Origin of the sequence: Lysobacter sp. CA196 (assembly GCF_052078695.1) — a bacterium.
Classification (GTDB): Bacteria; Pseudomonadota; Gammaproteobacteria; order Xanthomonadales; family Xanthomonadaceae; genus Lysobacter.
In genome coordinates this window covers 1-23,231 of record NZ_JBQJIN010000015.1, presented here as the reverse complement: position 1 = coordinate 23,231, position 23,231 = coordinate 1, and the positions used below count along the sequence as shown (strand labels likewise).

The window sequence follows — 23,231 nt, the reverse complement described above, 5'->3', positions numbered from 1 at the left end:
GGTCGTCCTGGCCGCGTGCCTTAGAGATCGGCGCCGATGTTGAGATACAGCTGGAAACCCGAATCCGGGTCGTCCAGGCCGCGTGCGATGTCGACCCGCAACGGGCCGACCGGCGAGCGCCAGCGCAAGCCCACGCCCACGCCGGTACGCAACTTCGGGGTGTTGTCGAACGCGCTGCCGCTGTCGACGAACACCGCCGCGCCCCAGCTGTCGTTGAAGTACTGCTCGTACTCGACGCTGCCGGTGACCACGTTCTTGGCGCCGAGCGCGAAGGCCTTGCGGCCGTCGACGGCCGGGATGCGCGGACCGACTTCGCGCCATTCGTAGCCGCGGATGCTGCGGTCGCCGCCGGCGTAGAAGCGCAGGGTCGGCGGCATGTCGACCAGGGCGTCGGTGAAGGTGTGACCGAGTTCGACGCGGGTGATCAGGCGGCTGCGCGGGCCCAGGCCCTTGTACCAGCGCGCGGTCGTGTGCAGCTGCAGGAAGTTCGCATCCGAACCGACGCTTTCCAGGCCGCCGCGCAGCATCGCGGTGGCGGCGATGCCGTTGCGCGGATACAAGCGGTCGTCGGCATCGACATACTCGACCCGGAACGAGGGGTACAAGAAGGTCGCCGAGCGGTAATCGACCGGCGTGGTCGGATCGTCGTCGTCCTCGTCGGCATAGGCCCAGCGCTCGCGCAGGCCGTGCACCGAGGCGGTCGCGGTCCAGCGCTGGTTGATCTTGCCGCTGCGGCTGGCGACCAGTTCGATGCGGCGCGAATCGATGTAGTCGGTCTGCTCGTCGGTGCCCTGCAGGCTGAAGGTGTACCAGCCGTCGAGCCAGGCGAAGGCCGGGATGCGGTATTGCAGGGTCGCGGTCTTGCGGCGTTCGGCGAAGTCGATCTGGGCCAGGGCCTTGTGGCCGCGGTCGTTGAGGTAACGCCGCTCCAGGCCCAGGCGCACGCCGGCACCGCTGTCGGTGCCGTAGCTCAGGCCGGCGGTATAGATGCTGCGCTTGGCCGGGGTCAGGACGACCTTGACCGGCACCTGGCCGTCGACCGCCTGGTCCGGCTGCGGTTCGATGTCGATGCTGGCGAAATAATCCAGCCGCGACAGCGATTCGCGGAAGCGGTCGAGCTTGCCCTGGTGGTAGTAGCTGCCCTGTTCCCAGTACACCAAGCGCTCGAGCAGGCTGTCGCGGATGATCCGCTTGGGCGTCTGCTCGAAGGTGATCGGGCCCATGTCGTAGCGCTGGCCGCTGGTCCAGACCAGGTCGATGTCGGCGGCGTGCTCGGCACGAGTCACTTCCACCCGTCGCGAAGAAAAATCCGCATCGAAGTAACCGCGCTCGGCCAGACGCCGGGTGATCTTGGTCTTGCTGGCCTCGTACAGCTCGTGATTGAAGACCTGGTCCGGGCCGGGGCGGAACGCTTCGAGGTCCTGGTTGAGGTAACGGTCGTCGCTGCCGGCGCCGAGGATGGCGATATCGGAACGCCGCACTTTGACCGGTTCGCCCTTGTCGATGGTCAGGGTGACGGTGATCGGCACCGAGGGGGTCGCCGCCGAGGCGGCGGGGTCCTGGGCGGAGGCGTCCTCGCTCGATGGGGTCTGGCTCGATGGGGTCTGGCTCGACAGGGGCTGGCTCGACAAGGCCTGGCTCGACGAGTCCTGGCCGCTGCCGGCCTCGGCCGGTTCGGCCGGGCTGGCTTCAGCAGGGCTGGCTTCAGTAGGGCTGGCTTCAGTAGGGCTGGAGTCGGCCGGCACCGCCGGATCGCGGCGGCGGGTGCCCCGCGAATCCTCGACCTTGATCGTCGGCGAGTAGTAGCCGAACGGCTCCAGGGCCTCGCGGGCCTCGTTTTCGGCCTCGCGCAGCAGATAGCCCAGGCGGCGCCCGGACACGTCCTTGCCGATCGTATCGACCAGGGACAGGGAAACGCGGACGTTTTGGGTCATGGCCTCATCAAGGCCGACGATCTCGACTTTGCTGACTTTGGCCGCCCGGGCCGTGCCGGCGGCTCCAAGTACCAGGGCGACGGCGAAAAAAAGGCGGGGGATCAATGGCATAGCTACCAGGATAACCGGTAAAGGCTTGTATTGCTTACGTATTTTGTTCAGCCACTTTGCAGATTCGTTGCATCTCGCGTTAAGAAGTCGTAATTTCGGCCTCGGGGGAACTGACCGCAAGCGCTGGGGGCTGTGCTGCGGGCTCATCGGGGTCTCCTAAATAACAGCCAATCCACCACTCCCAGCCATCAGGGAAGTCACACGGTAGGGAAGCAATGTCACTGCATATTTCAGGAGTCCACTTCGTGAACAGAAAACTACTCACCACTGCTGTTTGCACGGCACTGGTCGGCGTCGTCGCGCCGGCCTATGCACAGCAGGCGGAAACGGCTTCGAATGAAGACGTCACCAAGATCGAAACCGTTACCGTTACCGGTTCGCGCATCTCCAACCCGAACGTCGTCTCCCCGTCCCCGGTCAGCGTCCTGACCGCCGAAGACATCAAGGCGACCGGCGCGATCAATATCGGCGACCTGCTGACGACGATGCCGCAGCTGGCCACCACGTTCACGATGGGCAACTCCGGCCGCTTCATCGGCACCGCCGGCGTGGCGATGCAGGATCTGCGCAACCTCGGCACCTCCCGCACCCTGGTGCTGGTCAACGGTCGCCGCATGATCGGTTCGTCCGCCGGCACGACTGCGGTCGACACCAACCTGATTCCGGCCGACTGGGTCGAGCGCGTCGAAGTCATCACCGGCGGCGCCTCGGCCGTGTACGGTGCCGACGCCGTCTCCGGCGTGGTCAACTTCATCCTCAAGAAGAAGTACGAAGGCGCGCAGGCGCACGTCCAGCTCGGCGACAGCCAGCATGGCGGCTTCAAGGAACGCCTGTTCTCGCTGACGGCCGGCACCAACTTCGCCGACGACCGCGGCAATGTCGCAGTGTCGATCGAACACAGTCAGCAAGATCCCTTGTGGTTCAAGGATCGCTTCGGTAAAGAAGCCTACCGCACCGTGCGCACACCCGGCGGAGAGTTCGACTCCCTGTTGCTTCCTAATGGCGGCAGCTACATCGTGCCCAGCGGCGGCTCCTTCTCGGTCGGTGCCAATGCATTCGACCGTCCTAACCGTTACGTCTTCGACCCGAACGGCAGCGTGCGCAAGCAACGCTTCACCGGCCTGTCCGATGCCAACGGCAATTGCGTGGACTGCGACCGTTCGGACGGCAACCAGCAGCTCCTGCTACAGCCCGACTACAAGCGCACGACCTTCAGCTCGGTGGCCAGCTTCGATCTGAGCCAGGATCACCGCCTCTACTTTGAAGGGATGTACAGCAAGGTCCATTCCAAGTCGTTCTTCTCCCCCGCGTTCGGCAGCACCGGCAACCCGCACCGTATCGCCAGGGACAACGCCTACATCACGCCTGAGCTGGCTGCGATCATCGGCGCCCGTCCGTTCATCGACGTGACGCGCAACGACGTCGATGCCGGCCTACGTGGCGAAGACACCGACCGCCAGACCGCCCGCGTTGTGTTCGGCGCCGAAGGTTCGGCATTCGGTAGCGAGAGCAATTGGCTGTACGACGTGTCCGTCAATTACGGTCGCACGCACGAACGCCGCCGTAATCTCAATAACCGTCATATGGAGCGTTTCTACGCTGGCCTGGACGCCGTCAAGGATGCGAGCGGAAAGATCGTCTGCCGCTCGCAAATCGACCCCAACGCGACCAATCGCGCACTGCTGCGCAACCAGGGTTACGGCGAAGTTTCGCCGGAAGTGGCCGCCAACTGCATTCCGTTCTCGATCTTCGGCGATGGCGCGATCAGCCCGGCCGCGGCGAACTGGTTCAATGTCTCCACGATTTCCAAGACGCGGCTGACGCAGTTCGTAGCCGGCGGCTCGCTGACCAACAACAGCCTGTTCGAACTCAAGGCCGGTCCGGTCAGCTTCGGTACCGGCGTGGAATACCGCCGCGAAACCAGCCAGGCGATCAACGATCCTCTGGACATCGCGGGGGAGACCTTCCTCAACGCCATCCCGAGCTCGGGCGGCAGCTACGACGTCCAGGAAATCTGGGCCGAAGTCGCGGTGCCGCTGCTGGCCGACCTGCCGGCGATCAAGAGCCTGACCATCGGTGGCGCCGGCCGCTACTCCAAGTACGATACGGTTGGCAGCACCCGCGCCTGGCGTTACAACCTGGACTGGGCGATCAACGACAGCCTGCGTTTGCGCGGCAATATGTCGGCAGCGGTGCGCGCTCCCGGCATCGACGAGCTCTTCGGCGGCCAGTCGCAGAATTTCGGTTTCGTCGATGACCCCTGCGATTCGGCCGAAATTCCGAACGCGAAGGATCCTGGCGTGCGCGCTCGCAATTGTGCCGCACTGGGTTTGCCGGCGACCTTCACCGATGAGTTCTCCGCTACCAACGAGGGCCTTTCGGGTAGCAACCCGGATCTGGATGCTGAAACCGGCCGCAGCTGGACCGCGGGCTTCGTGTTCACTCCGACCTTCCTCGAAGGCTTCGGCTTCAATGCGGACTACTGGGAGATCAAGATCGAAAACGCGATCTCCGCTCCGACCTTCCAGGAAACCGCAGACCATTGCGTCGACTCGCCCTCCGGCATCGACAATATCTACTGCCGCAACACCCAGCGCAGCGCGGACGGCCAGATCAGCTTCCTGACGTCGACCAACCAGAACATCTCGGCGATCGAGACCGATGGTGTCGACATTGCCGTGTACTACAGCCACGACTTGTGGGGTGGCCGCATGCGCTGGGACCTCAATGCCACCAAGGTGCTGAGCTACAACAACTTCCCGTTCCAGGAAGATCCGGAGGACGCCACGGACGAAAACAAGACCCTGGGCTTCCCGGAATGGAAAGCGACCTTGCGCGCGGGCTACAGCCGCGACAATTGGGACGTGAACTGGAGCACCCGTTTCGCATCCGGTGGTCTGCGCACTCCAGGCGTGACCAATGCCGGCTTCAAATCGAACCCGCGTCAGATCAACGTCTACTCCGCTGGTTCGGGCGTGTTCCACGACATGCGCGGCAGTTACACGATCAAGGATACCGGCCTGCAGCTCTATGCCGGCATCACCAACGTGTTCGATTCCGATCCGCCGGTCAATCTGTACGGCACGGGTTTCGGCTCGGCGTTGTATGACGTCATCGGCCGCGCCTACTACGTCGGCTTTAACTACAAGTTCTTCTGAGTTCGATCCGGAAGCTTGCAGGGTAAAACGAGGAGCCGGCGCAAGCCGGCTCCTTTTTCATGCGCGACCGAAACACAGCTCGGGCCGGGGATTCGTGCGTCGCATGACCTCCCGTCCGACGAGTCGCGGCGTCACCGGTAATCCCACGCAACAAAAAGCCGGCTTGCGCCGGCTTTTCGTCGTCTACGATGTGGCCGGACTCAGATCGACAGATGCTCGATCGCAGCGACGCTGCCGAGACGATCGGACAAACGCTTGAGCAGGGCCAGACGGTTGTTGCGCACCGCCGGGTCGTCGACGTTGACCATCACATGGGTGAAGAAGGCATCGACCTGCGGACGCAGGCGGGCGAGGCGGCCGAGCACGGCGACATAGTCGCGCTGCGCCAGCAGCGGATCGGTATCGGCAATCGCCGTGTCGACGACTCCGGCGAGCTCGCGCTCGGCGTCCTCGACGAAACGCGCCGGATCGATCGCGGTCGGCACGTCGCCTTCGACCTTCTTGAGGATGTTGCGAATGCGCTTATTGGCCGCGGCCAGCGCTTCGGCCTCGGGCAGCTTGGCGAATTCGGCGATGGCTTTGAGGCGGCGGTCGAAGTCGGGCAATTTCGCCAGTTGCATCGCCGCGACGGCGTCGAACTGCTGCCCGGGCACGCTCTGATCGGTGTAATAGCTGCGCAAGCGCTCGATGATGAACTCGTAGAGTTCCTCGCCCTTGGGCCGCACGTTCGCACCGCCTTGCGCCTTGCCGCCGACATCGACGCCCTGCTTCTTGGCGTCTTCGACGATCTGCAGCTTCTTGCGCGCTTCTTCCGTCGCGATAGCGATGCTCGCCGCTGCAATCGCAGCTTCCAGCGCTGCATCCAGCGACAAACCGATGTCGCCTTCGATCAGCGTACGCGCGAGACCCAGCGCATTACGCCGCAGGCTGAAAGGATCCTTGTTGCCGGTCGGCTTCAGACCCGCAGCGAAACCGCCCGCCAAGGTATCCAGGCGTTCTGCGATCGCGACCACCTGGCCCAACTTCGACGGCGCGATCGCATCGCCGGCGAAACGCGGCATATAGGCCTCGTCGATCGCCGCGGCCACCTCGGCCGATTCGTTGGCGGCCTGGGCGTAGTAGCGGCCAGCGATGCCTTGCAGTTCCGGAAACTCGTTGACCATGCGCGATTGCAGGTCGTTCTTCGACAGCTCCGCCGCGCGCTTGGCCTGCGCCGGGTCGACGCCGGCCGCCGGTGCGATCGCCTCGGCCAGCGCGGCCACGCGCGCGACCTTGCCAGCGACGCTGCCGAGCTTGGCCTGGTAGGTCACCGTCTTCAGGCCTTCGCCCATCGACTCCAGCCCTTGCTTCAGGTCTTCGTCGAAGAAGAACTTGGCGTCGGCGAAACGCGGGCGGATCACCCGCTCGTAGCCCTTGCGGACTTCGGCTTCGTTCTTGGACTGGATGTTGGCGATGCCGATGAAACGCTCGGTCAGCTGGCCTTGCGCATCGAGCACCGGGAAGAATTTCTGGTTGGCCTCCATGGTCGCGATCAAGGCTTCCTGCGGCACGGCGAGGAATTCGCGCTCGAAGCCGCAGGCGATGGCGACCGGCCACTCGGTCAGGCCGTTGACCTCTTCGAGGATGCCCTCGTCGATGCGCGCCTGGCCGCCGGCCTGCTGCGCAGCGGCGGTGACTTCGCGCACGATGCGCTCGCGGCGTTCGTCGGCGTCGACCAGCACGTTCGCGCTGCGCAGCGATTCGACATAGTCCTCGGGCGCGCTGAACCAGACCGGCTTGTCGTGCATGAAGCGATGGCCGCGGCTCATGCGGTCGCTGCGCACGCCGAGCACGTCGGCCGGCACCACCTCGGTGCCGAGCAACAGCACCAGCCAATGCACCGGCCGGGCGAAACCGTAGTCGTGGTCGCCCCAGCGCATCGGCTTGGGGATCGGCATCGCCGCCAACGCCTCGCGCACGATCTCCGGCAGCAGGCTGGCGGTGTCGGCGCCGGGCTTGGTCGCGCGGTGGACGAAGCGCTCGCCCTTGGCGTCGCTGGTGCGTTCGAGCTGGCTCCAGTCGATGCCGGCCTTCTGGGCGAAACCCTGCAGCGCCTTGGTCGGCTGGCCGTCGGCGTCGAGCGCAATGTTGAGATACGGACCGAGCACTTCGCTGTTCTGCTCGGGCTGTTGGGTGGCCACGCCGTTGAGGCGCACCGCGAGGCGACGCGGCGTGTACAGCGGCTTGGCGCCTTCGCGATCGAAACCGATGCCGCGCTTGTGCAGACCGTCGAGCACGCCGTCGAAGAAGGCCTGGGCCAGACCGGGCAGGGCCTTGACCGGCAGTTCCTCGGTGCCCAGTTCGATCAGTAGAGGTTGGGTCGTGCTCATGCGGATGCCTTTGCGTTTTCGTCTTCGGGGAAGACGCCTCGCGCTTGCTGCGGCGAGGTGGGTGAATTCGAGTGAGCGGTACGTGTTCGGAGGGAGGATCGGCGGACGTCACGCCGGCTCTCGCCCCCACCTCTCTCCCACACGCGGGAGAAAGGCTTCAGAACCTTATGCGGCTTCGGTTTTCGGCTGCTTGAGGCCGGGGAAACCGAGCTTCTCGCGCTGCGCGTGATAGGCCTCGGCCACGCCCTGGGCGATCTTGCGTACCCGCAGGATGTAGCGCTGGCGTTCGGTGACGCTGATCGCGCGGCGCGCATCGAGCAGGTTGAACGAATGGCTGGCCTTGCAGACCTGGTCGTAGGCCGGCAGCGGCAGGCCGAGTTCGATCAGCTTCGCGGCCTCGGCTTCGCAGGCGTCGAAGCGATGGAACAGCTCGGCGACGTCGGCGTGCTCGAAGTTGTAGGCGCTCTGCTCGACTTCGTTCTGGTGGTAGACGTCGCGATAGGTCACCGGCGTTCCATCGGGACCATAGGTCCAGACCAGGTCGAACACGTTGTCGACGTTCTGCAGGTACATGCACAGGCGCTCGAGACCGTAGGTGATCTCGCCGAGCACCGGCTTGCACTCCAGGCCGCCGGCCTGCTGGAAATAGGTGAACTGGGTGACTTCCATGCCGTTGAGCCAGACCTCCCAGCCCAGGCCCCAGGCGCCGAGGGTCGGCGATTCCCAGTTGTCTTCGACCAGGCGCAGGTCGTGCACCATCGGGTCGACGCCGAGCGCCTTGAGCGAATCGAAGTACAGCTCGACGATGTTGTCGGGGCTGGGCTTCATCGCCACCTGGTACTGGTAGTAGCGCTGCAGGCGGTTGGGGTTGTCGCCGTAGCGGCCGTCGGTGGGACGGCGGCAGGGCTGCACGTAGGCAGCGTTCCACGGCTCCGGACCCAGCGCACGCAGGAAGGTCGCCGGGTGGAAGGTACCGGCGCCGACTTCGAGGTCGAGCGGCTGGATCAGCACGCAGCCCTGTTCAGCCCAGAAGGCGTTCAGGCGCTGGATCATGCTCTGGAAGGTGATCAGCGGGGTCGGGTGGTCGCTCGCGGCCATGGTCTCATCGCAGTGCAGCAAAGCGGGTTAGTATAGCGACGAGCCTTGCGCGCCAGGGCTTTCCCCCTGGTTTCGCACCGCTTCCCGCCTGCCGCCACGCCGTGAATCCGCCCTTCCTGATCCTCGAGACCGGCCAGCCGGTCGCCTCCATGCGCCGCCACCGCGGCTTTCCGCATTGGATCCGGGTCGCGGCCGGGCTGGGTCGCGACGAGGCGGTGGTGGTCAACGTCGAGCACGGCGAGGCCCTGCCGAGCCGCGAAGGCTTCGCCGGCGCCATCGTCACCGGCTCGGGCGCGATGGTCACCGACCGCGCCGACTGGAGCGAACGCAGCGCCGACTGGTTGCGCGAGGCCGCGCACGCCCGTCTGCCGTTGTTCGGCATCTGCTACGGCCACCAGTTGCTCGCTCATGCGCTCGGCGGCGAAGTCGGCAACCACCCGGCCGGCCGCGAGATGGGCACGATCGGCCTGGAGCTGCACGCCAGCGCCGGCGACGACCCCTTGTTCGCCGGCCTGCCGAGCCAGTTCCCGGCCCAGGCCACCCACCTGCAGACCGTGTTGCGCGCGCCCGAAGGCGCCACCGTGCTGGCGCGTTCGGCCCACGATGCCTGCCACGCTTTCCGTTGGGGCGATACCGCCTGGGGCGTGCAGTTCCACCCCGAATTCAGCGCCACGCATATGCGCGGCTATGTGCGGGCGCGCCAGGACGCGCTGCGCAACGAAGGCCAATGCCCGCGGACCATCGCCGGCGACGTCAGCGCCACGCCGTTCGCACGGCGCGTGCTGCGGCGTTTCGTCGGCCACGCGCGCGCCTTGCATCGGCGCTGAGCGCCGCCACCGCGCAGACGCCGGCAAGCGCGTCCGCTCCACCGTATTCGCATTCACCGAGCAATGGGCCGCAGGCCCGGGATCGATCCGATGACCCAACCGATGCGCAAGGTACCGCTGACCCACGGCGTGCAATGGCTGATCCGCGCGATCAACCTCGGCACGCGCAACCCGCGCGCGATCTTCGGTGCGGCGGTGCTGTTCATGGCGGTGCTGTACCTGCTGGCGCTGGTGCTCGCGACCCCCGCGCGCAGCCTCGCCGGCGGCGCCAATCCCGACATGGCCAGCATCGCGACCGCCGTGATCCCGATGTTCGTCGCCCTGGTGCTGGTGCTGCCGATCCTGCTCGCCGGCCTGATGCACGTGATCCGCGAAGCCGAGGCCGGACGGCCGACGCGCGCGCGCGACCTGTTCGCGCCGCTGCGCCTGGGCAAGGCCGGCCCGCTCGCGCTGCTGGGCCTGATCCAGATCGCCCTGACCCTGGTCAGCACCGCGCTGGTGGTGTGGCTGGCCGGCCAGGAGTACTGGCCGCAGTACCTGGAAATGATGCGCAGTGCGCTCAGCGGTCATGTCGCGACCGCGCCGGAACCCGATCACCCGGGCCTGATGATGCTGGTGCAATTCCTGTTCAACTATTTCAGCAACGCGATCCTGCTGATCTCGGTGCCGCTGATCATGTTCTCCGGGCTCAGCCTGTCGGACGCGGTCAAGCACAGCGTCAGCGCTTCGCTGTGGAATCTCGGCGCCTACCTGCTCGCGGCGATGCTGTTCGTGCTCGGCGTGGTGGTGTCGGCGGTACTGGCGAGCGTGATCGCGATCGTGCTGGTGCAGGTCGGCAGCCTGATCCACCCGGTGGTCGGCGCCCTGCTCGCCGCCTCGCTGTACCTGGCCTATGGCGCGGTGGTGGTGGTGGTCATGGTCGGCACTTGTTACTACGCCTGGCGCGACGTGTTCGGCCAGGGCGAACAGCCGGTCGCCCCGCAAGCCTCGTCGACGCCGCGTCCGGGCCAGTTGGAAGCCTGAGCCCGCACTAGCGCTCGCGGACTACGGACTCTACGAACTACAGGCCGCCGGCCTGGTACAGGGCCGCGTCCATCGTGGCCTGCATCGCCCCGAACAGCCAGACCATCGCGAACAAGGTCGCCGACAGCTGCAGCGCCACCCAGGCCCAGCCCCACAGCGGCATGCGCGCGTCGCCGTCGCGCACCACGCGCGCACCGGCCAGGCGGTCGTGCAAGGCGCGGTGTTCGGGTTTCGCCATCGCCAGCAAATGGCCGATGTTCAAACACAGCCACGACAAGCCGCCGCCGAAATAACGCAGGGCGATGCGGCCGGCGCCGAGCGCCCGCCCATCCATGCCGGTCACGCGCAAGCGCAGCGCGCGCTTGCCGGGCGTGGCCTGCCACGGCGACAGCACGAAACCGAACTCGTAAATCGCACCGAGCACCGCGAAAGCGAGCATCCAGCCGAGCACCAACGCAGTCAGCGCGGTCACCGTGGTCGTCGCGGCCGCATGCAGGGCCGGATCGGCGATCAGCCGCTGGGCGAAACCGCCGAAGGACAGATCGTCGAGCACCGCATCCGACATCACCTCGGCAGTGCGCGCGGCCATCGCCGCATGGGCCTGCCGGGCCTTCTCGGCCAGGGCCAGCCAATGACCGGCACCGATGAAACTCGTCGCCGCGGCGACTGCGGCGGCATCCAGCGACCAGGCCGCATAGCGCGGCCAGAACCCCGCCGGCGCGTCCGCAACCGGCGTGCTCGCCGCCGGCACGGTCATCGGTCGCGCGCGTCCCCGGTCGAAGCGTCGTCCTCGCCGTCGCGGTCGCGGCGGTCGGAGGCCACCCACTTGGCGGCGATGATGCCGATCTCATAAAGAATGCACATCGGGATCGCCAGCATCAGCTGCGACACCACGTCGGGTGGGGTGATCACCGCGGCGATGACGAAGATGCCGACCACCGCGTAACCGCGCGCTTCCTTGAGCTGGGCCGGGGTGACCCAGCCGAGCAGGGCCAGGATCACCAGCGCCACCGGCACTTCGAAGCTGATGCCGAAAGCCAGGAACAGGATCAGCACGAAATCCAGATAGGCGTTGATGTCGGTCATCATCGCCACCCCGACCGGGGTGACCTTGACCAGGAAACCGAACACCGACGGCAACACCAGGAAAAAAGCGAACGCGCAGCCGGCATAGAACAGCACCAACGCCGAGACCAGCAGCGGCAGGGCCAACCGCTTCTCGCGCCGGTACAGGCCGGGTGCGACGAAGGCCCAGGCCTGGTACAGCAGCCACGGCATGGTGACCATCAGCGCGGCGAAGAAGGCCAGCTTGAGCGGCGCCGAGAACGGCGAGGCGACTTCCACCGCGATCAGCTGGCTGCCGGCCGGCAGCTTGGCCAGCAGCGGCGTCGCCAGGTAGTGATAGAGCTTGTTGGCGAACGGCAGAAAGCCGAGGAACACGACGATCAGTCCGGTCACGCCGCGCAACAGGCGCGCACGCAGTTCGATCAGATGATCGAGCAGACGCGGTTCGGGCGAGGCATCGTCGCCGGGGCCGCCGGCTTGCGGCGCGCGGGATTCAGCGTCGCTCATCGGTCGGCGTCGGTGTCTTGGAGGAAGGGCGGTAGTCCGGCAGGGCAGCGCTGGCGTAATCGTGGGTCGGCGGTGCGTCCGCGGCCGGCTCGGTCGGGGCGGCGTCGGCAGGAGCGGCCTCGGCCGACGGCGCGGCGTCGTGCGCATCGTCGGAAACGGTCGCGCCGTCTGCGCTGACCTCCCCGGCTTGGCTGGCGGCGGCACCGACCGGCGCGGCGATGCTGCGGTTCATCGCATCGACTTCATCGCGCATGGCCCGGCCGCTGTCGCGCAACTGTCCCTGCACGTCGCGCAGATCGTCCTGGGCCTGGCGCAGGCTGCGCTTGAGGTCTTCGTCGGCGAGCTCGTTCTCGAGCTCGGACTTGACCGAATACCACTGCGCCCGCGCGCGCCGCACCCACAAACCGGCGAAACGCGCGGCCTTGGGCAAGCGTTCGGGACCGAGCACGATCAAAGCCACGATCGCGATCACGAAGACTTCCGAGAAGCCTATGTCGAACATGGTCTGGGGCTGGCCTGCGGAAGGGCGGAGCGCGTCGGGGCCGCGAGCGTCAGCGCGGGGTGTGCTCGTCGTTGCGCGAGGACGGCGTCTTGTCGGAAGCGTTGTCTTGACGGGTTTCGTCGTTGAGCTGCTGCGGCTTTTCGTCGTCGTGCATGCCCTTCTTGAAGCCCTTCACGGCTTCGCCGACGTCTTTGCCGATGTTGCCCAGGCGCTTGGTGCCGAAAACCAGAACGACGATCAGCAGTACGACGACCCAGTGAATCCAACTCATGCTGCCCATGGCGGTGTCCCGTTAAACCCGTTGATAGTGGATGAGAACCTCAAGCCGGCTGGTCCGATCAGCGCGTCCGCGGCCGGCGCGATGTCGATGCGCACAACCGGGGCCGTGAGGATACCGCAACCTTTGTAACAGAAGGTTGCGACACCGGCCGCCGGTCGATCCGGATCGACATCTGCCGCATGCGGCAATGAGTCTGCGGTCACGTACCGGCATCGAATCGTCGTATCGCCGCGGCCATCGGCCGCAGCGACGCTCCGGATGCGCCGGATGCACCGGCGCACGGAACCGCGACCCTCAGGGCAGCGGTTCGACCTTGGCCGGGTTGGCCGGCACGGTCTCGAACGGCTGCGGCTGACCCTGAACGGGCTGCGGCTGGGCCGGCTCGGCCGGCGCCAGGCGGGTCCGCGCCGGTGCGCCTTGAGTTTGGGCGGCAGCGGCCTGGGCAGGGGTTATCCCGGATTCCGGATAGACCGTGGCGCCGAGCGCGGGGCGCTGGTCCTCGGCGGTGCGGTTGGCACGCGCTGTCGCGCTGGCCTCTTCGAGACGGTCGCGGAAATCGACCACGGCGGTGGACGGCTGGCCGTTGGCGCGGCCCTCGAAAATCATGCGCGGGGTGCTGCCTTCGCCGTACACGGCCTGGTTGGCGTCGTCGTCGATCGACAGCGCGGCGCCGTCGAGGGCGATGCCGGCGAACAAGCCGCGTGCGCGCGACCACGACCAGATCTCGGCCTTGAGCTGTCCGTCGGTGGCGGCCGCCGCGGTGCGGCCGACCGGGCCGGCGGCGACGCTGGCGTCGGCACCGAGGGTGACCTTGCCGTTGACGATCGAATCCAGGCCGCGGTCGCCGCGGAACACCAGCACGATGTCGGACGACTGCACGCCGGCCTGGAAGCCGAAGCTGCCGCCGGTGAGCTTGACGAAACTCGGGTTCGACCAGGTGCCGTCGGGGTTCTTCACCGAGACCAGGCCGTGGCCGCGGCGGCCGCCGACGACCAGACCGATCTTCAGTGTGTCGGGCACCACGACTATCGCGCGCGCCTCGTCGAACAGCTTGTCGGGAATCGAGGATTCGGGAATCTGCTGGATGTCGCCGAGCACGCGCACCGCGTCGCGTGCGCGTTGATCCTCGGTCGGGCCGGCCACGGCGGCGGTGGCGGCGATACCCAGGCTCAGGGCGAGACTCAGACTCAGGACGCGAGGCAAGGAACGGGACATGGGGGACTCCGGCGGACGGCGGAAACAGAGATGCTCGAAAGTAGAACATGCTCGGCGCGCTCGACGGTACGTCGCCTCGACCCTGCGCCGGCGCGAAGCACCGGTTCGGCAGGTCGCGAACGCGCAGCGAGCACGTTCTATCGTAACCGGCCCGATGACAGGACCGAGCCTAGGGCGAGGCTAGCCACACGGCGATGAATCGTCGCGGAATCGCAGCTCGCCTGCATGCGCCGCGTGCAGCGCGGCGCTATCCGGCGCTCGCGCTCAGCGTGCCGGCTTCGACGAGGCCGCCGCGGGATCGAGCAGGCCCGACAGCCAGTGCGCGAGGTTCAAGGTGAACTGGTAATTGCGCTCGGCACCGGGCGCATTCATGCCCATGGGCCGCCGTTCCGCGCCCTGCACCTGGGTGCTGAACATCGCCGCTTCGCCGAGGAACGCCGCACGCCCCTTTCCCAGTTGCATCACTGCGCCCTGCAACCAACCGCCGACCGGCACGCGCGCGGTGTCGGCATCGAAGCGCCAGGCCTTGTGCGGCATCAAGGACACATAGCCCTGCGGCAACACCAGCAGCGGCTCGGCGTTCGCCGGCGCCTGGAACGCCTGGCCGGTGAAGCTGCGCACCTGGGCGACCGCTTCGGATGCGTTGCGGCCGCGCACGATCGCATGCGGCCGCAGACCGCCCTCGTCGACACGAAACAAGGTCGGCCGATGGAAGAGTTCCGCACGCCGCGCCGGGTCGGCATCGAATCCGGGCATGGCGAAGCCATCGTTGAAGGTCACTCCGAACGCGGCCGCCAGCCCTGACGCCGCGCCCGCCAGCGGCATGTGGTCGGCGATCAGCCACAGGCTGCCTCCGGCGCGCACCCAGCGTTGGGTCGCGCGGATTTCGGCCGCGCTGAACGCCGACGGGGTCGGATAAGGGTAGTCCTCCCATTCGGCCGCACTGGGCTGGGCGTTGGCGATCACCAGGATCGCGCACGGCGCCAAGGCCGCGCGTGCGAACTTGCCGCGCAGCGGGCGTACCTGATAACCGTCGCGGCGCAGCAACTCGCCGAACGACCAATAGCGCCCGTCGAGGGTATGGAAATTATGGTGGGCCTCGTCGACGCACACGGTCGGCCCGCGTCCCTCGGCATAGGCCGGCGCCGCGATCGGCGGCCGATAGCCGCGTTCGGACAGTTGCTGCGCGCGCGCCGGCGTGCAGCAGGCCACGGCGGCGACACTCCATACCCACACCTTCTCGAACATGCCTTCGTTCTCCGCAGGGACCGTCGCGATTCGATGACCGGAAAGACACTAGCGCGATCCTGCACGCAGCGGCCACCGCCAGACTCGGCAACGTTCGGGCGCGGGCCGGGTTGACCGGCCGCCGCGGATCGGCCTTCCTATCGCAGCGATCGAAAACTTCGATCCCGCGGAGATTTCGCAGGCGGGGCGCCCGGTGTCATCCTATGCCCATGCCCGCAACCGCCAGCATTGCCGACCGCGATCTCCCCTCCACCGCCGACACGGCCGTGGTCCTGGTCAATCTCGGCACGCCCGATGCGCCGAACACGCGCGCGGTGCGCCGTTATCTGTCCGAATTCCTCCACGACCGCCGCGTCGTCGACATGAGCCGCTGGCTGTGGTGCCCGCTGCTGCATTTCGCGATCCTGCCCCTGCGCAGCGGCAAGGTCGCCAACAAATACGCCAGCGTCTGGCTGCCGGAAGGCTCGCCGCTGGCGGTGCATACCCGCCGTCTCGCGCAAGCCGTCCAGCACGAGCTGCCCGAGGTGCGGGTGCTGCACGCGATGCGCTACGGCCAGCCGTCGTGGAAGCAACTGCTGCAACGGCTGCAGGCCGAGGGCGTGCGGCGGGTGCTGGCCCTGCCGCTGTATCCGCAGTACTCGACGTCGACCACCGCCTCGGTCGGCGACGTGCTCGGCCGCGCCGAAGGGCTGGCGACGCGCCTGGTCGACGACTACCACGACGATCCGGAGTGGGTCGCGGCCATCGCCGACTCCATCCACCGCCATCGCGCCAGCCACGGCTCCGGCGAGCACTTGCTGTTCTCGTTCCACGGCCTGCCGCAGCGCTTCGTCGACGGCGGCGACCCGTATGCGCGCCAATGCGAGGCCAGCGCGCGCGCCATCGCCCGGGCCCTGCACCTGCCCGACGAGGCCTGGACGCTCACCTACCAATCGCGCTTCGGCCGCGAACGCTGGCTGGAACCCTCGACCGTCGACACCCTCGGCGCGCTGACCGCACGCGGGATCAAGCGCGTCGACGTGGTCGCGCCCGGCTTCGCGGTCGATTGCCTGGAAACCCTGGAAGAGGTCGCGATGATGCTGGCCGAAGATTTCGCCGAACACGGCGGCGAACTGCGCTATATCCCCTGTCTCAACGAATCGCCGGCGCATGCCGCGCTGCTGGCCGGCATCGCCCGGCGCGAACTCGGCGCCTGGGGCCGATGACGGCGCTGCAGGAATTCGCGGTCGACAGCGTGTTCGGCCGCCTGGCCGGCCTGCGCAACGGCCGCATCGGCGCACCGCGCCTGCTCGCCCTGCACGGCTGGCTGGACAACGCCGCCAGCTTCGTGCCGATCGCGCCCTGGTTCGAAGGTTTCGACCTGGTCGCCCCGGACCTGCCGGGCCACGGCGCCAGCGCGCATCTGCCGCCGGCCGCCGACTACACCTTGATCGCCGCCGCGCGCGCCGCGCTCGCGGTCGCCGATGCGCTCGGCTGGGATCGCTTCCACGTCCTCGGCCATTCGCTCGGCGGCGCCACCGCCAGCGTCGTCGCCGCGGCCACGCCGCAACGGGTCGACCGACTGTTGCTGATCGAAGCGCTGGGCTCGCTGGCCGAACCCGAGGACCGGGTTGCCGCGCGCCTGCGCGAGGCCTTCGCCGGCCAGGCCGCCTTGGCCGGCAAGCAACTGCGCGTGTTCGGCGACATCGCCACCGCGGTGCGCGCGCGCATGACCGCCAACGGCCTCAGCGAACCGGTCGCGCGCCTGCTGGTCGAACGCGGCGTGGCGCCGGTACGCAGCGACGACAGCCAGGGCGGCTTCGTCTGGCGCAGCGACCCGCGCCTGACCCTGACCACGGCGATGCGCATGAGCGAGGCGCAGATGCGCTCGCTGATCGCCGCGATCGAAAGCCCGACCTGCATGGTCTGGGCCGATCCGGCGCAGGCCTATATGCCCGACGAGCTGCGTCGCGAACGCGCGACCCTGCTGCCGCGCGGCGAGATGCACGTGTTGGCCGGAACCCATCATCTGCATATGGAGCAGCCGCGCGAAGTCGGCGAACTGTTCCGCGCCTTCCTCGCTGGTTGAGCGCGCCGGCTGAGCGCGCCGGACCGACTGCGCGACCTTACTTGTCGCCCGCGACCAGGCGGCGCAAACCGGCCTTGAGGCTGCGGCCGGAGGCGCGGAAATACTCGCGTTGATCGCGCCACTCGGGGCAGCGCGCCTCGACCTCGCGCCAGAACGCGCGCGAGTGGTCGGCATGGATCAGATGGCAGAGCTCGTGCACCAGCACGTACTCGAACGCCGGCGGCGGCGCCAGCACCAGCGACAGGTCCAAGGTCAGCGCGCCGTCGGGCGCGAGCGAGCCCCATTGCGAGGACATCACCCGATAGCGCAGCCGCGACGGCGCGCGCGGCAGGCCGGGCAGGTATTTCGGCAGCCAGCGGCCGACGTCGGCGCGCGCCTGGCCTTCGTAGAAATCGCGCAAGGCCCGCTGCAACGCGACCGCGTTGACGGCCTCGGGCGCGGCGATCTCGAGCGCGTCTTCGTCGAGTTGCAGACGCAGGTAGCGCGCACCCTGCCAGCGCACCGGCAGGTCCGCGCCGCGCAGAGGGATGGTCGCGCTGACGTGCGGCTGCAGACGGGTCGCGTCGCTGTCGGCCTGGGCGATCTGCGCGAGCAGCCAGTCGCCGTGTTCGATCACGAAACGCTGGCCGGCGATCTCGCTGGCGCGCATCGGCAAGGTCAGGCGCGGACCGCGTTCATCGACGCTGAGCTTGATCCGGCGCGCACGCGGATCGCGCACCCGCAGAACCTCGACGACTCGGCCGTTACCGAGAGTGATCGCCAGGATTTCGCGCGAGACCGTGCGCGAGGCGGCTTGCGGCTTGCCGGTCAGCAGGCGCAGGAGGCTCGTCATGGGTGGGGGACCGCCATGGGCGAAGCATAACCGCCGCGGGGCGTTGCCGTATGCGATGGGTCGGGGAATTCGACCGCGGCGGACGAGGCGATTTGGCGAGGCGGATTGTCATCGGCGAAGCGACGATCTCAGCGCGCGCGATGCGCTTACCTCGATGCTAGGCCCTCACCCCAACCCCTCTCCCGCCAGCGGGAGAGGGGCTTATGCGAGGGAGCGTGGCTCAGGCTTCGACCTTGGACAGCTTCAGCGCCGATTCCAGCACCCGGAACAAGCGCTTCACTTCCGCGCTCATCAGGGCGAAACGCGCGTCGAGTTCGGCGCGCAGACCGTCGCCTTCGCTGTGTTCGAGCTGGTCCACGGCGCCGTCGAGCAGTTTGAACTTGCGCACCACCAGGTCTTCGCCGATCACGAACGAGACGTGATCGTCCAGGGTCAGCGCCAGACGGGTGACCTGCTTGCCGGTTTCCAGGTGCTTGGCGATCTCGTCGCTCTCCAGTTCCTGGCGCTGGCACTTGACCACCGCGCCCTGGTCGACCGGGTCGCGCAGTTCGCATTCGTCGCCCAGGCTGATGCCGTCGGGCAGTTCCTCGCCGGCGACCCAGCCGGTCAGGATCGAACGCGGCGCGATCTCGGCGTTCAACGGCAACGCCGGGAAGCTGCCGATCGCACGGCGGATTTCGCTGATCACATTCTCGCCGCTCTTGCGGCTGGAGGTGTCGACGATGACCAGGCCATGCTCGAGATCGATCATCGCGTCGGTGCGACTGGGCTTGATGAAGGCGCGCGGCATCAGATCGACGATCAGCTCGTCCTTGAGGCGCTTGCGGGTGCGGCCGCCGGGTTTGCGGCCTTCCTTCTGCTCGATCTCGGCCAGCTTCTTGGCCAGCATGTCGTTGATCACCGACCCCGGCAGCAGCCGGTCTTCGCCGCCGGAGGTCAGCCAGATCGCGTCGCCGATGCGGTTGCTCATCATCGCGTCCTCGGCGTCGCGGCCGAACGGCGAGATGAAACCGCGCGAGGACAGTTCGAGCGGGCCGACCGGCTTGAGCCGGCACTCTTCCAGGCCTTTGTCGAGTTCGTCGAGCTTGTGGGTGGTGGGAAAACGGAAGAAGGTCAGATTGCGAAAGAACATCTAGGCAGCCGGAAAGGAGAGGAAAGGGGAATCGGTGGCTTGGCGCCGCTCTTGCTCGTCATTCCCGCGCAGGCAGGAATCCAGTGCCTTTCGTGCGAGAACGTTTGAAGTCTCTGGATTCCTGCCTGCGCGGGAATGACGGGCGGCGGAACGGCGCCTCATCCAGCCTGCGCTTGGTTCGCGTCGGCCGACGCTTCGTCCAGCCACACCGGCGCATCCGTCGCCGGCATGCCGCTGGCGTGGCCCAAGCCGAGAAAATCGAAGAGCTTCGGATCGCTCAACTGCGACGGGCGGATGTCGCCGAGCGCGCGCGAGATGGTCTCGATGCGGCCGGGCGTCTCGCGCTCCCAGGCGTCCATCATCCGCTTGACCTGCTTGCGCTGCAGGTTCTCCTGCGAGCCGCACAGGTTGCACGGAATGATCGGGAAGCCCTTGATCGCGGCGTAATCGACGATGTCGTCCTCGCGCACGTAGGCCAGCGGCCGGATCACCACGTGCTTGCCGTCGTCGGACAGCAGCTTGGGCGGCATGCCGCTGAGCTTGGCGTGGAAGAACAGGTTGAGGAAGAAGGTCGCCACCAGGTCGTCGCGGTGGTGGCCCAGGGCGATCTTGGTGAAGCCCTGCTCCTCGGCATAGGTGTACAGCGCGCCGCGGCGCAGGCGCGAGCACAGCGAACACATGGTCTTGCCCTCGGGCACGACCCGGGTCACCACCGAATAAGTGTCCTGCTCGAGGATCTTGTAGGGCACCCCGATCGACTCGAGGTAGGCCGGCAGCACGTGCTCGGGAAAGTCCGGCTGCTTCTGGTCCAGGTTCACCGCGACCAGCTCGAATTTGACCGGCGCCTTCTTCTGCAGCTGCAAGAAAATATCGAGCAGGGTGTAGCTGTCCTTGCCGCCGGACAGGCAGACCATGACCTTGTCGCCCTCTTCGATCATGCCGAAATCGGCGATCGCCCGGCCGACCTGATGGCGCAGGCGGGTGGCGAGGCGTTCGCCGTCGCTGCCGCGGCGGGCCTCGGCGCGGGCGGGACGGGTCGGTTCGGCGAGGGGCAGGACGATGCTCATGAGGGCGCCAATTCTACGCTACGGGTCGGTGAACACCGCCCGCGCGCCGATCGCGGGGACCGATGACGTCGGTCACGGCGGCGCGTTAAGCTGCTGCGCATGACCGGAAGCGCCGATCCCGCCGAGACCGCCCGCCAGCTCGCCGAGCTGCGCCTGGAACATCGCGATCTGAACGCGGCCATCGACCGCCTGGGCCTGGACCCGCAGGCCGACGAGCTCACGGTCAAGCGCCTGAAGAAGCGCAAGCTCTGGCTCAAGGACTGCATCGCCCGCCTCGAAAGCGCGCTGATTCCCGACGAGCCCGCCTGAGACGAGCCGGCTCGAATCGCCGCGGCGCGCCGTCGCGCATCGACCGCATCGCCGATTGCGAATCCGCGCGAGGCGCGGCCTTCACGCTGTGATAGGGTGCGGCCACTCGATCGGCAGACAGCGGCATGGCGAACAAGGACGAACTGGTCCAGACGGCACGCAACCCCTGGTGGCAGGGCGCTGCGGCGTTGGCGCTGGTCGCCGTCGTCGCCACCGCCGTGCTCGGCGGCTTCGGCCAGGCCAAGAGCAAACCGCTGCCGGAGTACAAGGCCGGCCACCGCTACCAGGGCGGCGCGCTTGCGGTGACGCCGTTGCGGGCCTGGGTCGCGCGCTACAAGCCCGGCGGCCGCATCGACGCCTACAACCCGAAGACCTACCTGGTGCTGCAGGTGGAAGTCGAAAACCGAACGCTGCGCAGCTTCAGCGCGTTCGGCTATCCGCAGCAGGACCTGATCCTGGTGTCGAGCAAGCGCGAACCGATCCAGTCCGACCTGCTGATGCGGTCCGACGACCACTCCGTCGCCGGCGACCTGCATCCGCGCCTCAAGCAACGCATCGACCTGGTCTGGACCTTGCCGAAAAACTACGTCCATACGCCGCAGGCGACCTTCGGCGTGTTCGCCCGCGCCTACAAGGCCAAGGCTTATCTCAACGACGAAGGCGCCTGGGTCCAGGGCAAGCCCGCCGCCAAGTACGCGATGGCCGTGCAGGACCTGCGCGACCGGGCGGTGGCGCCGTGAGCGCGCCGGCCTCGGTCCGCGCCGCCTGGCGTTTGCCGCGCTGGCGCTGGCGCGACGCCCTGTGGATCGTCCTGGCCTTGATCGCGGTGGTCGCCCTGCGCAAGGGCGAATCCAGCTACGAACAGCGCGACACGCCCTTGGTCCAGCACACGCAAGGCCTGGGCCGGGTCGAAGGCCGCAACTTCGCCGTCGACGTCACCGGTTTCAAGGCCGCGCACGCCTACCTGCTCAAGGGCGACTACAGCCATCCCGAGGACTATCTGCTGCGCACCCCCGGGGTGTGGCTGTCGGTGGTCGCCAAAGTCGAAGCGCGCGACCAAGGCGGCTACGTCGGCGCGCAACTGCTCACCCGCGACGGCCTGACCTATGTCGCTTCAAGCCAGGACCGGCCGAAGCTCAAGGGCCTCAACCTGCGCGAACGCGCAATCGCGCCGGGCCTGCCGGAAAGCGGCGTCTGGTTCTTCGAAGTGCCGGCCGACCGTCTGCAGGGCGCGCATCTGCAGTTCTACTGGGGCAATGGCCTGCCGCGCGGCGGCGACAGCCTGGTCGACGTCGACCTCGGCATCGACGCGGCGCGCGCGCGCAAGCTGATGGCCGAAGCCAAGCCGGTACTGGACCTGCGCCCATGAATGTCACGCCGACGACGCCCGAACACCTCGATGCGACCCGCCCCCCGGCCCCGACAAGTTGGTGGCGGCGCAATGCCCTGTGGCTGCTCGGCACCCTGGTGTTCGGCGCCTGGGCGCTCTATGCGCCCTACCGCGAGGCCTTGCAGGCCTACCAGAACCGTCACCCCTCGCATGCCATCGACGTGCCCAAGGGCGAATGGGGGCAGTACGAAGGCGCGCGCTGGCGCCTGGTCTCGGCCGAAGCCCTGGCCCCGCGCGACCTGCGCATCGGCGGCCCCTTGCGCAAGGACGCCGGCGTATTGCTGCTGCAGTTCGAAGTGATCGCCGATTCCGGCACCCAGGCCAAAAGCCTCGACCTGTGCAAGGGCCAAGTGTCCGACGCACAGGGCCGGCTATGGGACGCCAACCCGATCGGCTTGCCGCGGCTGAGCGGCGCCAAACTGCCGAATACTTGCGGCAGCGGTTACGACGCCCAATACAAATCGATCATCGCCCTGCCCGGCCGACCGTTCCGCTTCCAGCACGCATATCTGTTGCCGCGCACGCAGCGGCTCGAGGGGTTGCAGGCGCGGATCGACTTGCGCAATTCGCAGACTTCCAAGGGGCGGTATCTGCAGTTTGCGCTTTGATCGCCGCGGTTCGAGGTTGATCCGCGTTGACTGATGCGCGTTGGCTGATTCGCATCGGCCGATTCGCATCGGCGCTTCTGTATCGCTCCCGCCCCTGTACGAGCGGCGTAAGCCGCGACCGCGCCGCCTCGATCTCGCGTCGTTGCTTCCTGCAATCCCGGCCTCCTGGGTGGAGCGGCGCGAGCCGCGACAACGTACGTTCCGCGGCCGTCGTCGGTCGCGATGGTCAGCTATGCCTCAACCGCGACGCCGTTGCCGTTGCCGTTGCCGTTGCCGTTGCCGTTGCCGTTGCCGTTGCCGTTGCCGTTGCCGTTGCCGAGATTTTGATCCGCTTTGCTTTGTAGCTTTGCCGGTCAAATGAAGACCCGTAGGGCGGCCCGCATGGATGCGGGCCGTGCGCAAGCAGGCCATGGATGGCCTGTCTGGAGCATCCCTGCGTATGCATCGATCGTGCGGGCTTGTGCCCTTGCAAGGAAGGCCTTTTCTTT

General features: G+C 67.4%; 22 protein-coding genes. 10 read left to right on the top strand and 12 right to left on the bottom strand.

Annotated features, from left to right (window positions below):
• Positions 1 to 20 precede the first annotated feature (20 nt).
• A complete protein-coding gene (locus tag ACTOWK_RS14390; RefSeq protein WP_441330815.1) occupies positions 21 to 2,045 on the bottom strand; it encodes a BamA/TamA family outer membrane protein in 2,025 nt (674 codons plus the stop codon).
• Between the two features lie 245 nt (positions 2,046 to 2,290).
• Here ACTOWK_RS14390 and ACTOWK_RS14385 point away from each other — a divergent pair, with 245 nt between their 5' ends.
• The gene (locus ACTOWK_RS14385) at positions 2,291 to 5,203 is read left to right on the top strand and encodes a TonB-dependent receptor domain-containing protein (protein ID WP_441330814.1); all 2,913 of its coding nucleotides are present in this window, start codon (positions 2,291 to 2,293) and stop codon (positions 5,201 to 5,203) included.
• A gap of 200 nt (positions 5,204 to 5,403) precedes the next feature.
• Here ACTOWK_RS14385 and glyS read toward each other — a convergent pair whose 3' ends face one another.
• Both glyS and glyQ read right to left on the bottom strand, forming a co-directional pair.
• Positions 5,404 to 7,572, bottom strand: coding sequence for a glycine--tRNA ligase subunit beta (glyS, locus tag ACTOWK_RS14380; protein ID WP_441330813.1), 2,169 nt, complete (start codon positions 7,570 to 7,572; stop codon positions 5,404 to 5,406).
• Between the two features lie 165 nt (positions 7,573 to 7,737).
• A complete protein-coding gene (gene glyQ, locus ACTOWK_RS14375) occupies positions 7,738 to 8,670 on the bottom strand; it encodes a glycine--tRNA ligase subunit alpha (protein ID WP_441330812.1) in 933 nt (310 codons plus the stop codon).
• Between the two features lie 101 nt (positions 8,671 to 8,771).
• Here glyQ and ACTOWK_RS14370 point away from each other — a divergent pair, with 101 nt between their 5' ends.
• Entirely contained in the window at positions 8,772 to 9,497 is a 726-nt protein-coding gene (locus ACTOWK_RS14370) for a glutamine amidotransferase (RefSeq protein WP_441330811.1), read from the top strand.
• A 90-nt stretch (positions 9,498 to 9,587) separates the two neighbouring features.
• On the top strand, positions 9,588 to 10,520 hold the full coding sequence (locus ACTOWK_RS14365; RefSeq protein WP_441330810.1) for a BPSS1780 family membrane protein: 933 nt from the start codon (positions 9,588 to 9,590) through the stop codon (positions 10,518 to 10,520).
• A 37-nt stretch (positions 10,521 to 10,557) separates the two neighbouring features.
• Here ACTOWK_RS14365 and ACTOWK_RS14360 read toward each other — a convergent pair whose 3' ends face one another.
• The 6 genes from ACTOWK_RS14360 to ACTOWK_RS14335 form a co-directional block, all read right to left on the bottom strand.
• Positions 10,558 to 11,277 (bottom strand): RDD family protein, encoded by a 720-nt coding sequence (locus ACTOWK_RS14360; RefSeq protein ID WP_441330809.1) that lies wholly within the window; start codon positions 11,275 to 11,277, stop codon positions 10,558 to 10,560.
• The gene (tatC, locus tag ACTOWK_RS14355) at positions 11,274 to 12,092 is read right to left on the bottom strand and encodes a twin-arginine translocase subunit TatC (protein WP_051884384.1); all 819 of its coding nucleotides are present in this window, start codon (positions 12,090 to 12,092) and stop codon (positions 11,274 to 11,276) included. Before tatC ends, ACTOWK_RS14360 begins: the two co-directional genes overlap by 4 nt.
• Positions 12,079 to 12,594: a Sec-independent protein translocase protein TatB gene (gene tatB / locus ACTOWK_RS14350; RefSeq protein ID WP_441330808.1), complete on the bottom strand. Its 516-nt coding sequence runs from the start codon at positions 12,592 to 12,594 to the stop codon at positions 12,079 to 12,081. The genes tatC and tatB overlap by 14 nt, the downstream gene beginning before the upstream one ends.
• Before the next feature lie 49 nt (positions 12,595 to 12,643).
• A complete protein-coding gene (gene tatA / locus ACTOWK_RS14345; RefSeq protein ID WP_441330807.1) occupies positions 12,644 to 12,874 on the bottom strand; it encodes a Sec-independent protein translocase subunit TatA in 231 nt (76 codons plus the stop codon).
• A gap of 294 nt (positions 12,875 to 13,168) precedes the next feature.
• Positions 13,169 to 14,077, bottom strand: coding sequence for a lipid-binding SYLF domain-containing protein (locus ACTOWK_RS14340; RefSeq protein ID WP_441330894.1), 909 nt, complete (start codon positions 14,075 to 14,077; stop codon positions 13,169 to 13,171).
• Between the two features lie 276 nt (positions 14,078 to 14,353).
• Positions 14,354 to 15,337, bottom strand: coding sequence for a hypothetical protein (locus tag ACTOWK_RS14335; RefSeq protein ID WP_441330806.1), 984 nt, complete (start codon positions 15,335 to 15,337; stop codon positions 14,354 to 14,356).
• Between the two features lie 209 nt (positions 15,338 to 15,546).
• Between ACTOWK_RS14335 and hemH the strand changes: the two genes are divergently transcribed.
• Together hemH and ACTOWK_RS14325 are read left to right on the top strand one after the other, a co-directional pair.
• Positions 15,547 to 16,542: a ferrochelatase gene (hemH, locus tag ACTOWK_RS14330; protein ID WP_441330893.1), complete on the top strand. Its 996-nt coding sequence runs from the start codon at positions 15,547 to 15,549 to the stop codon at positions 16,540 to 16,542.
• The gene (locus tag ACTOWK_RS14325; RefSeq protein ID WP_441330805.1) at positions 16,539 to 17,405 is read left to right on the top strand and encodes an alpha/beta fold hydrolase; all 867 of its coding nucleotides are present in this window, start codon (positions 16,539 to 16,541) and stop codon (positions 17,403 to 17,405) included. The genes hemH and ACTOWK_RS14325 overlap by 4 nt, the downstream gene beginning before the upstream one ends.
• A gap of 37 nt (positions 17,406 to 17,442) precedes the next feature.
• Here the strand turns inward: ACTOWK_RS14325 and ACTOWK_RS14320 are convergent, their stop codons facing one another.
• The 3 genes from ACTOWK_RS14320 to ttcA all read right to left on the bottom strand — a co-directional run bounded on the left by ACTOWK_RS14320 (position 17,443) and on the right by ttcA (position 20,436).
• Entirely contained in the window at positions 17,443 to 18,237 is a 795-nt protein-coding gene (locus ACTOWK_RS14320; RefSeq protein WP_441330804.1) for a M48 family metallopeptidase, read from the bottom strand.
• Positions 18,238 to 18,457: 220 nt separating this feature from the next.
• Positions 18,458 to 19,369, bottom strand: coding sequence for a recombination-associated protein RdgC (locus ACTOWK_RS14315; RefSeq protein WP_441330803.1), 912 nt, complete (start codon positions 19,367 to 19,369; stop codon positions 18,458 to 18,460).
• 158 nt (positions 19,370 to 19,527) lie between these two features.
• On the bottom strand, positions 19,528 to 20,436 hold the full coding sequence (gene ttcA, locus ACTOWK_RS14310; protein ID WP_441330802.1) for a tRNA 2-thiocytidine(32) synthetase TtcA: 909 nt from the start codon (positions 20,434 to 20,436) through the stop codon (positions 19,528 to 19,530).
• Between the two features lie 99 nt (positions 20,437 to 20,535).
• On the opposite strand from ttcA, the gene ACTOWK_RS14305 reads away from it, so the two are divergent.
• From ACTOWK_RS14305 to ACTOWK_RS14285, 5 genes are all read left to right on the top strand, one after another.
• The gene (locus tag ACTOWK_RS14305) at positions 20,536 to 20,745 is read left to right on the top strand and encodes a YdcH family protein (RefSeq protein ID WP_031370590.1); all 210 of its coding nucleotides are present in this window, start codon (positions 20,536 to 20,538) and stop codon (positions 20,743 to 20,745) included.
• 125 nt (positions 20,746 to 20,870) lie between these two features.
• Entirely contained in the window at positions 20,871 to 21,485 is a 615-nt protein-coding gene (locus ACTOWK_RS14300) for a hypothetical protein (protein ID WP_441330801.1), read from the top strand.
• Positions 21,482 to 22,114 (top strand): hypothetical protein, encoded by a 633-nt coding sequence (locus tag ACTOWK_RS14295; protein WP_441330800.1) that lies wholly within the window; start codon positions 21,482 to 21,484, stop codon positions 22,112 to 22,114. The genes ACTOWK_RS14300 and ACTOWK_RS14295 overlap by 4 nt, the downstream gene beginning before the upstream one ends.
• The gene (locus ACTOWK_RS14290; RefSeq protein ID WP_441330799.1) at positions 22,111 to 22,743 is read left to right on the top strand and encodes a hypothetical protein; all 633 of its coding nucleotides are present in this window, start codon (positions 22,111 to 22,113) and stop codon (positions 22,741 to 22,743) included. Before ACTOWK_RS14295 ends, ACTOWK_RS14290 begins: the two co-directional genes overlap by 4 nt.
• 26 nt (positions 22,744 to 22,769) lie before the next feature.
• A complete protein-coding gene (locus ACTOWK_RS14285; RefSeq protein ID WP_441330798.1) occupies positions 22,770 to 23,087 on the top strand; it encodes a hypothetical protein in 318 nt (105 codons plus the stop codon).
• Positions 23,088 to 23,231 lie beyond the last annotated feature (144 nt).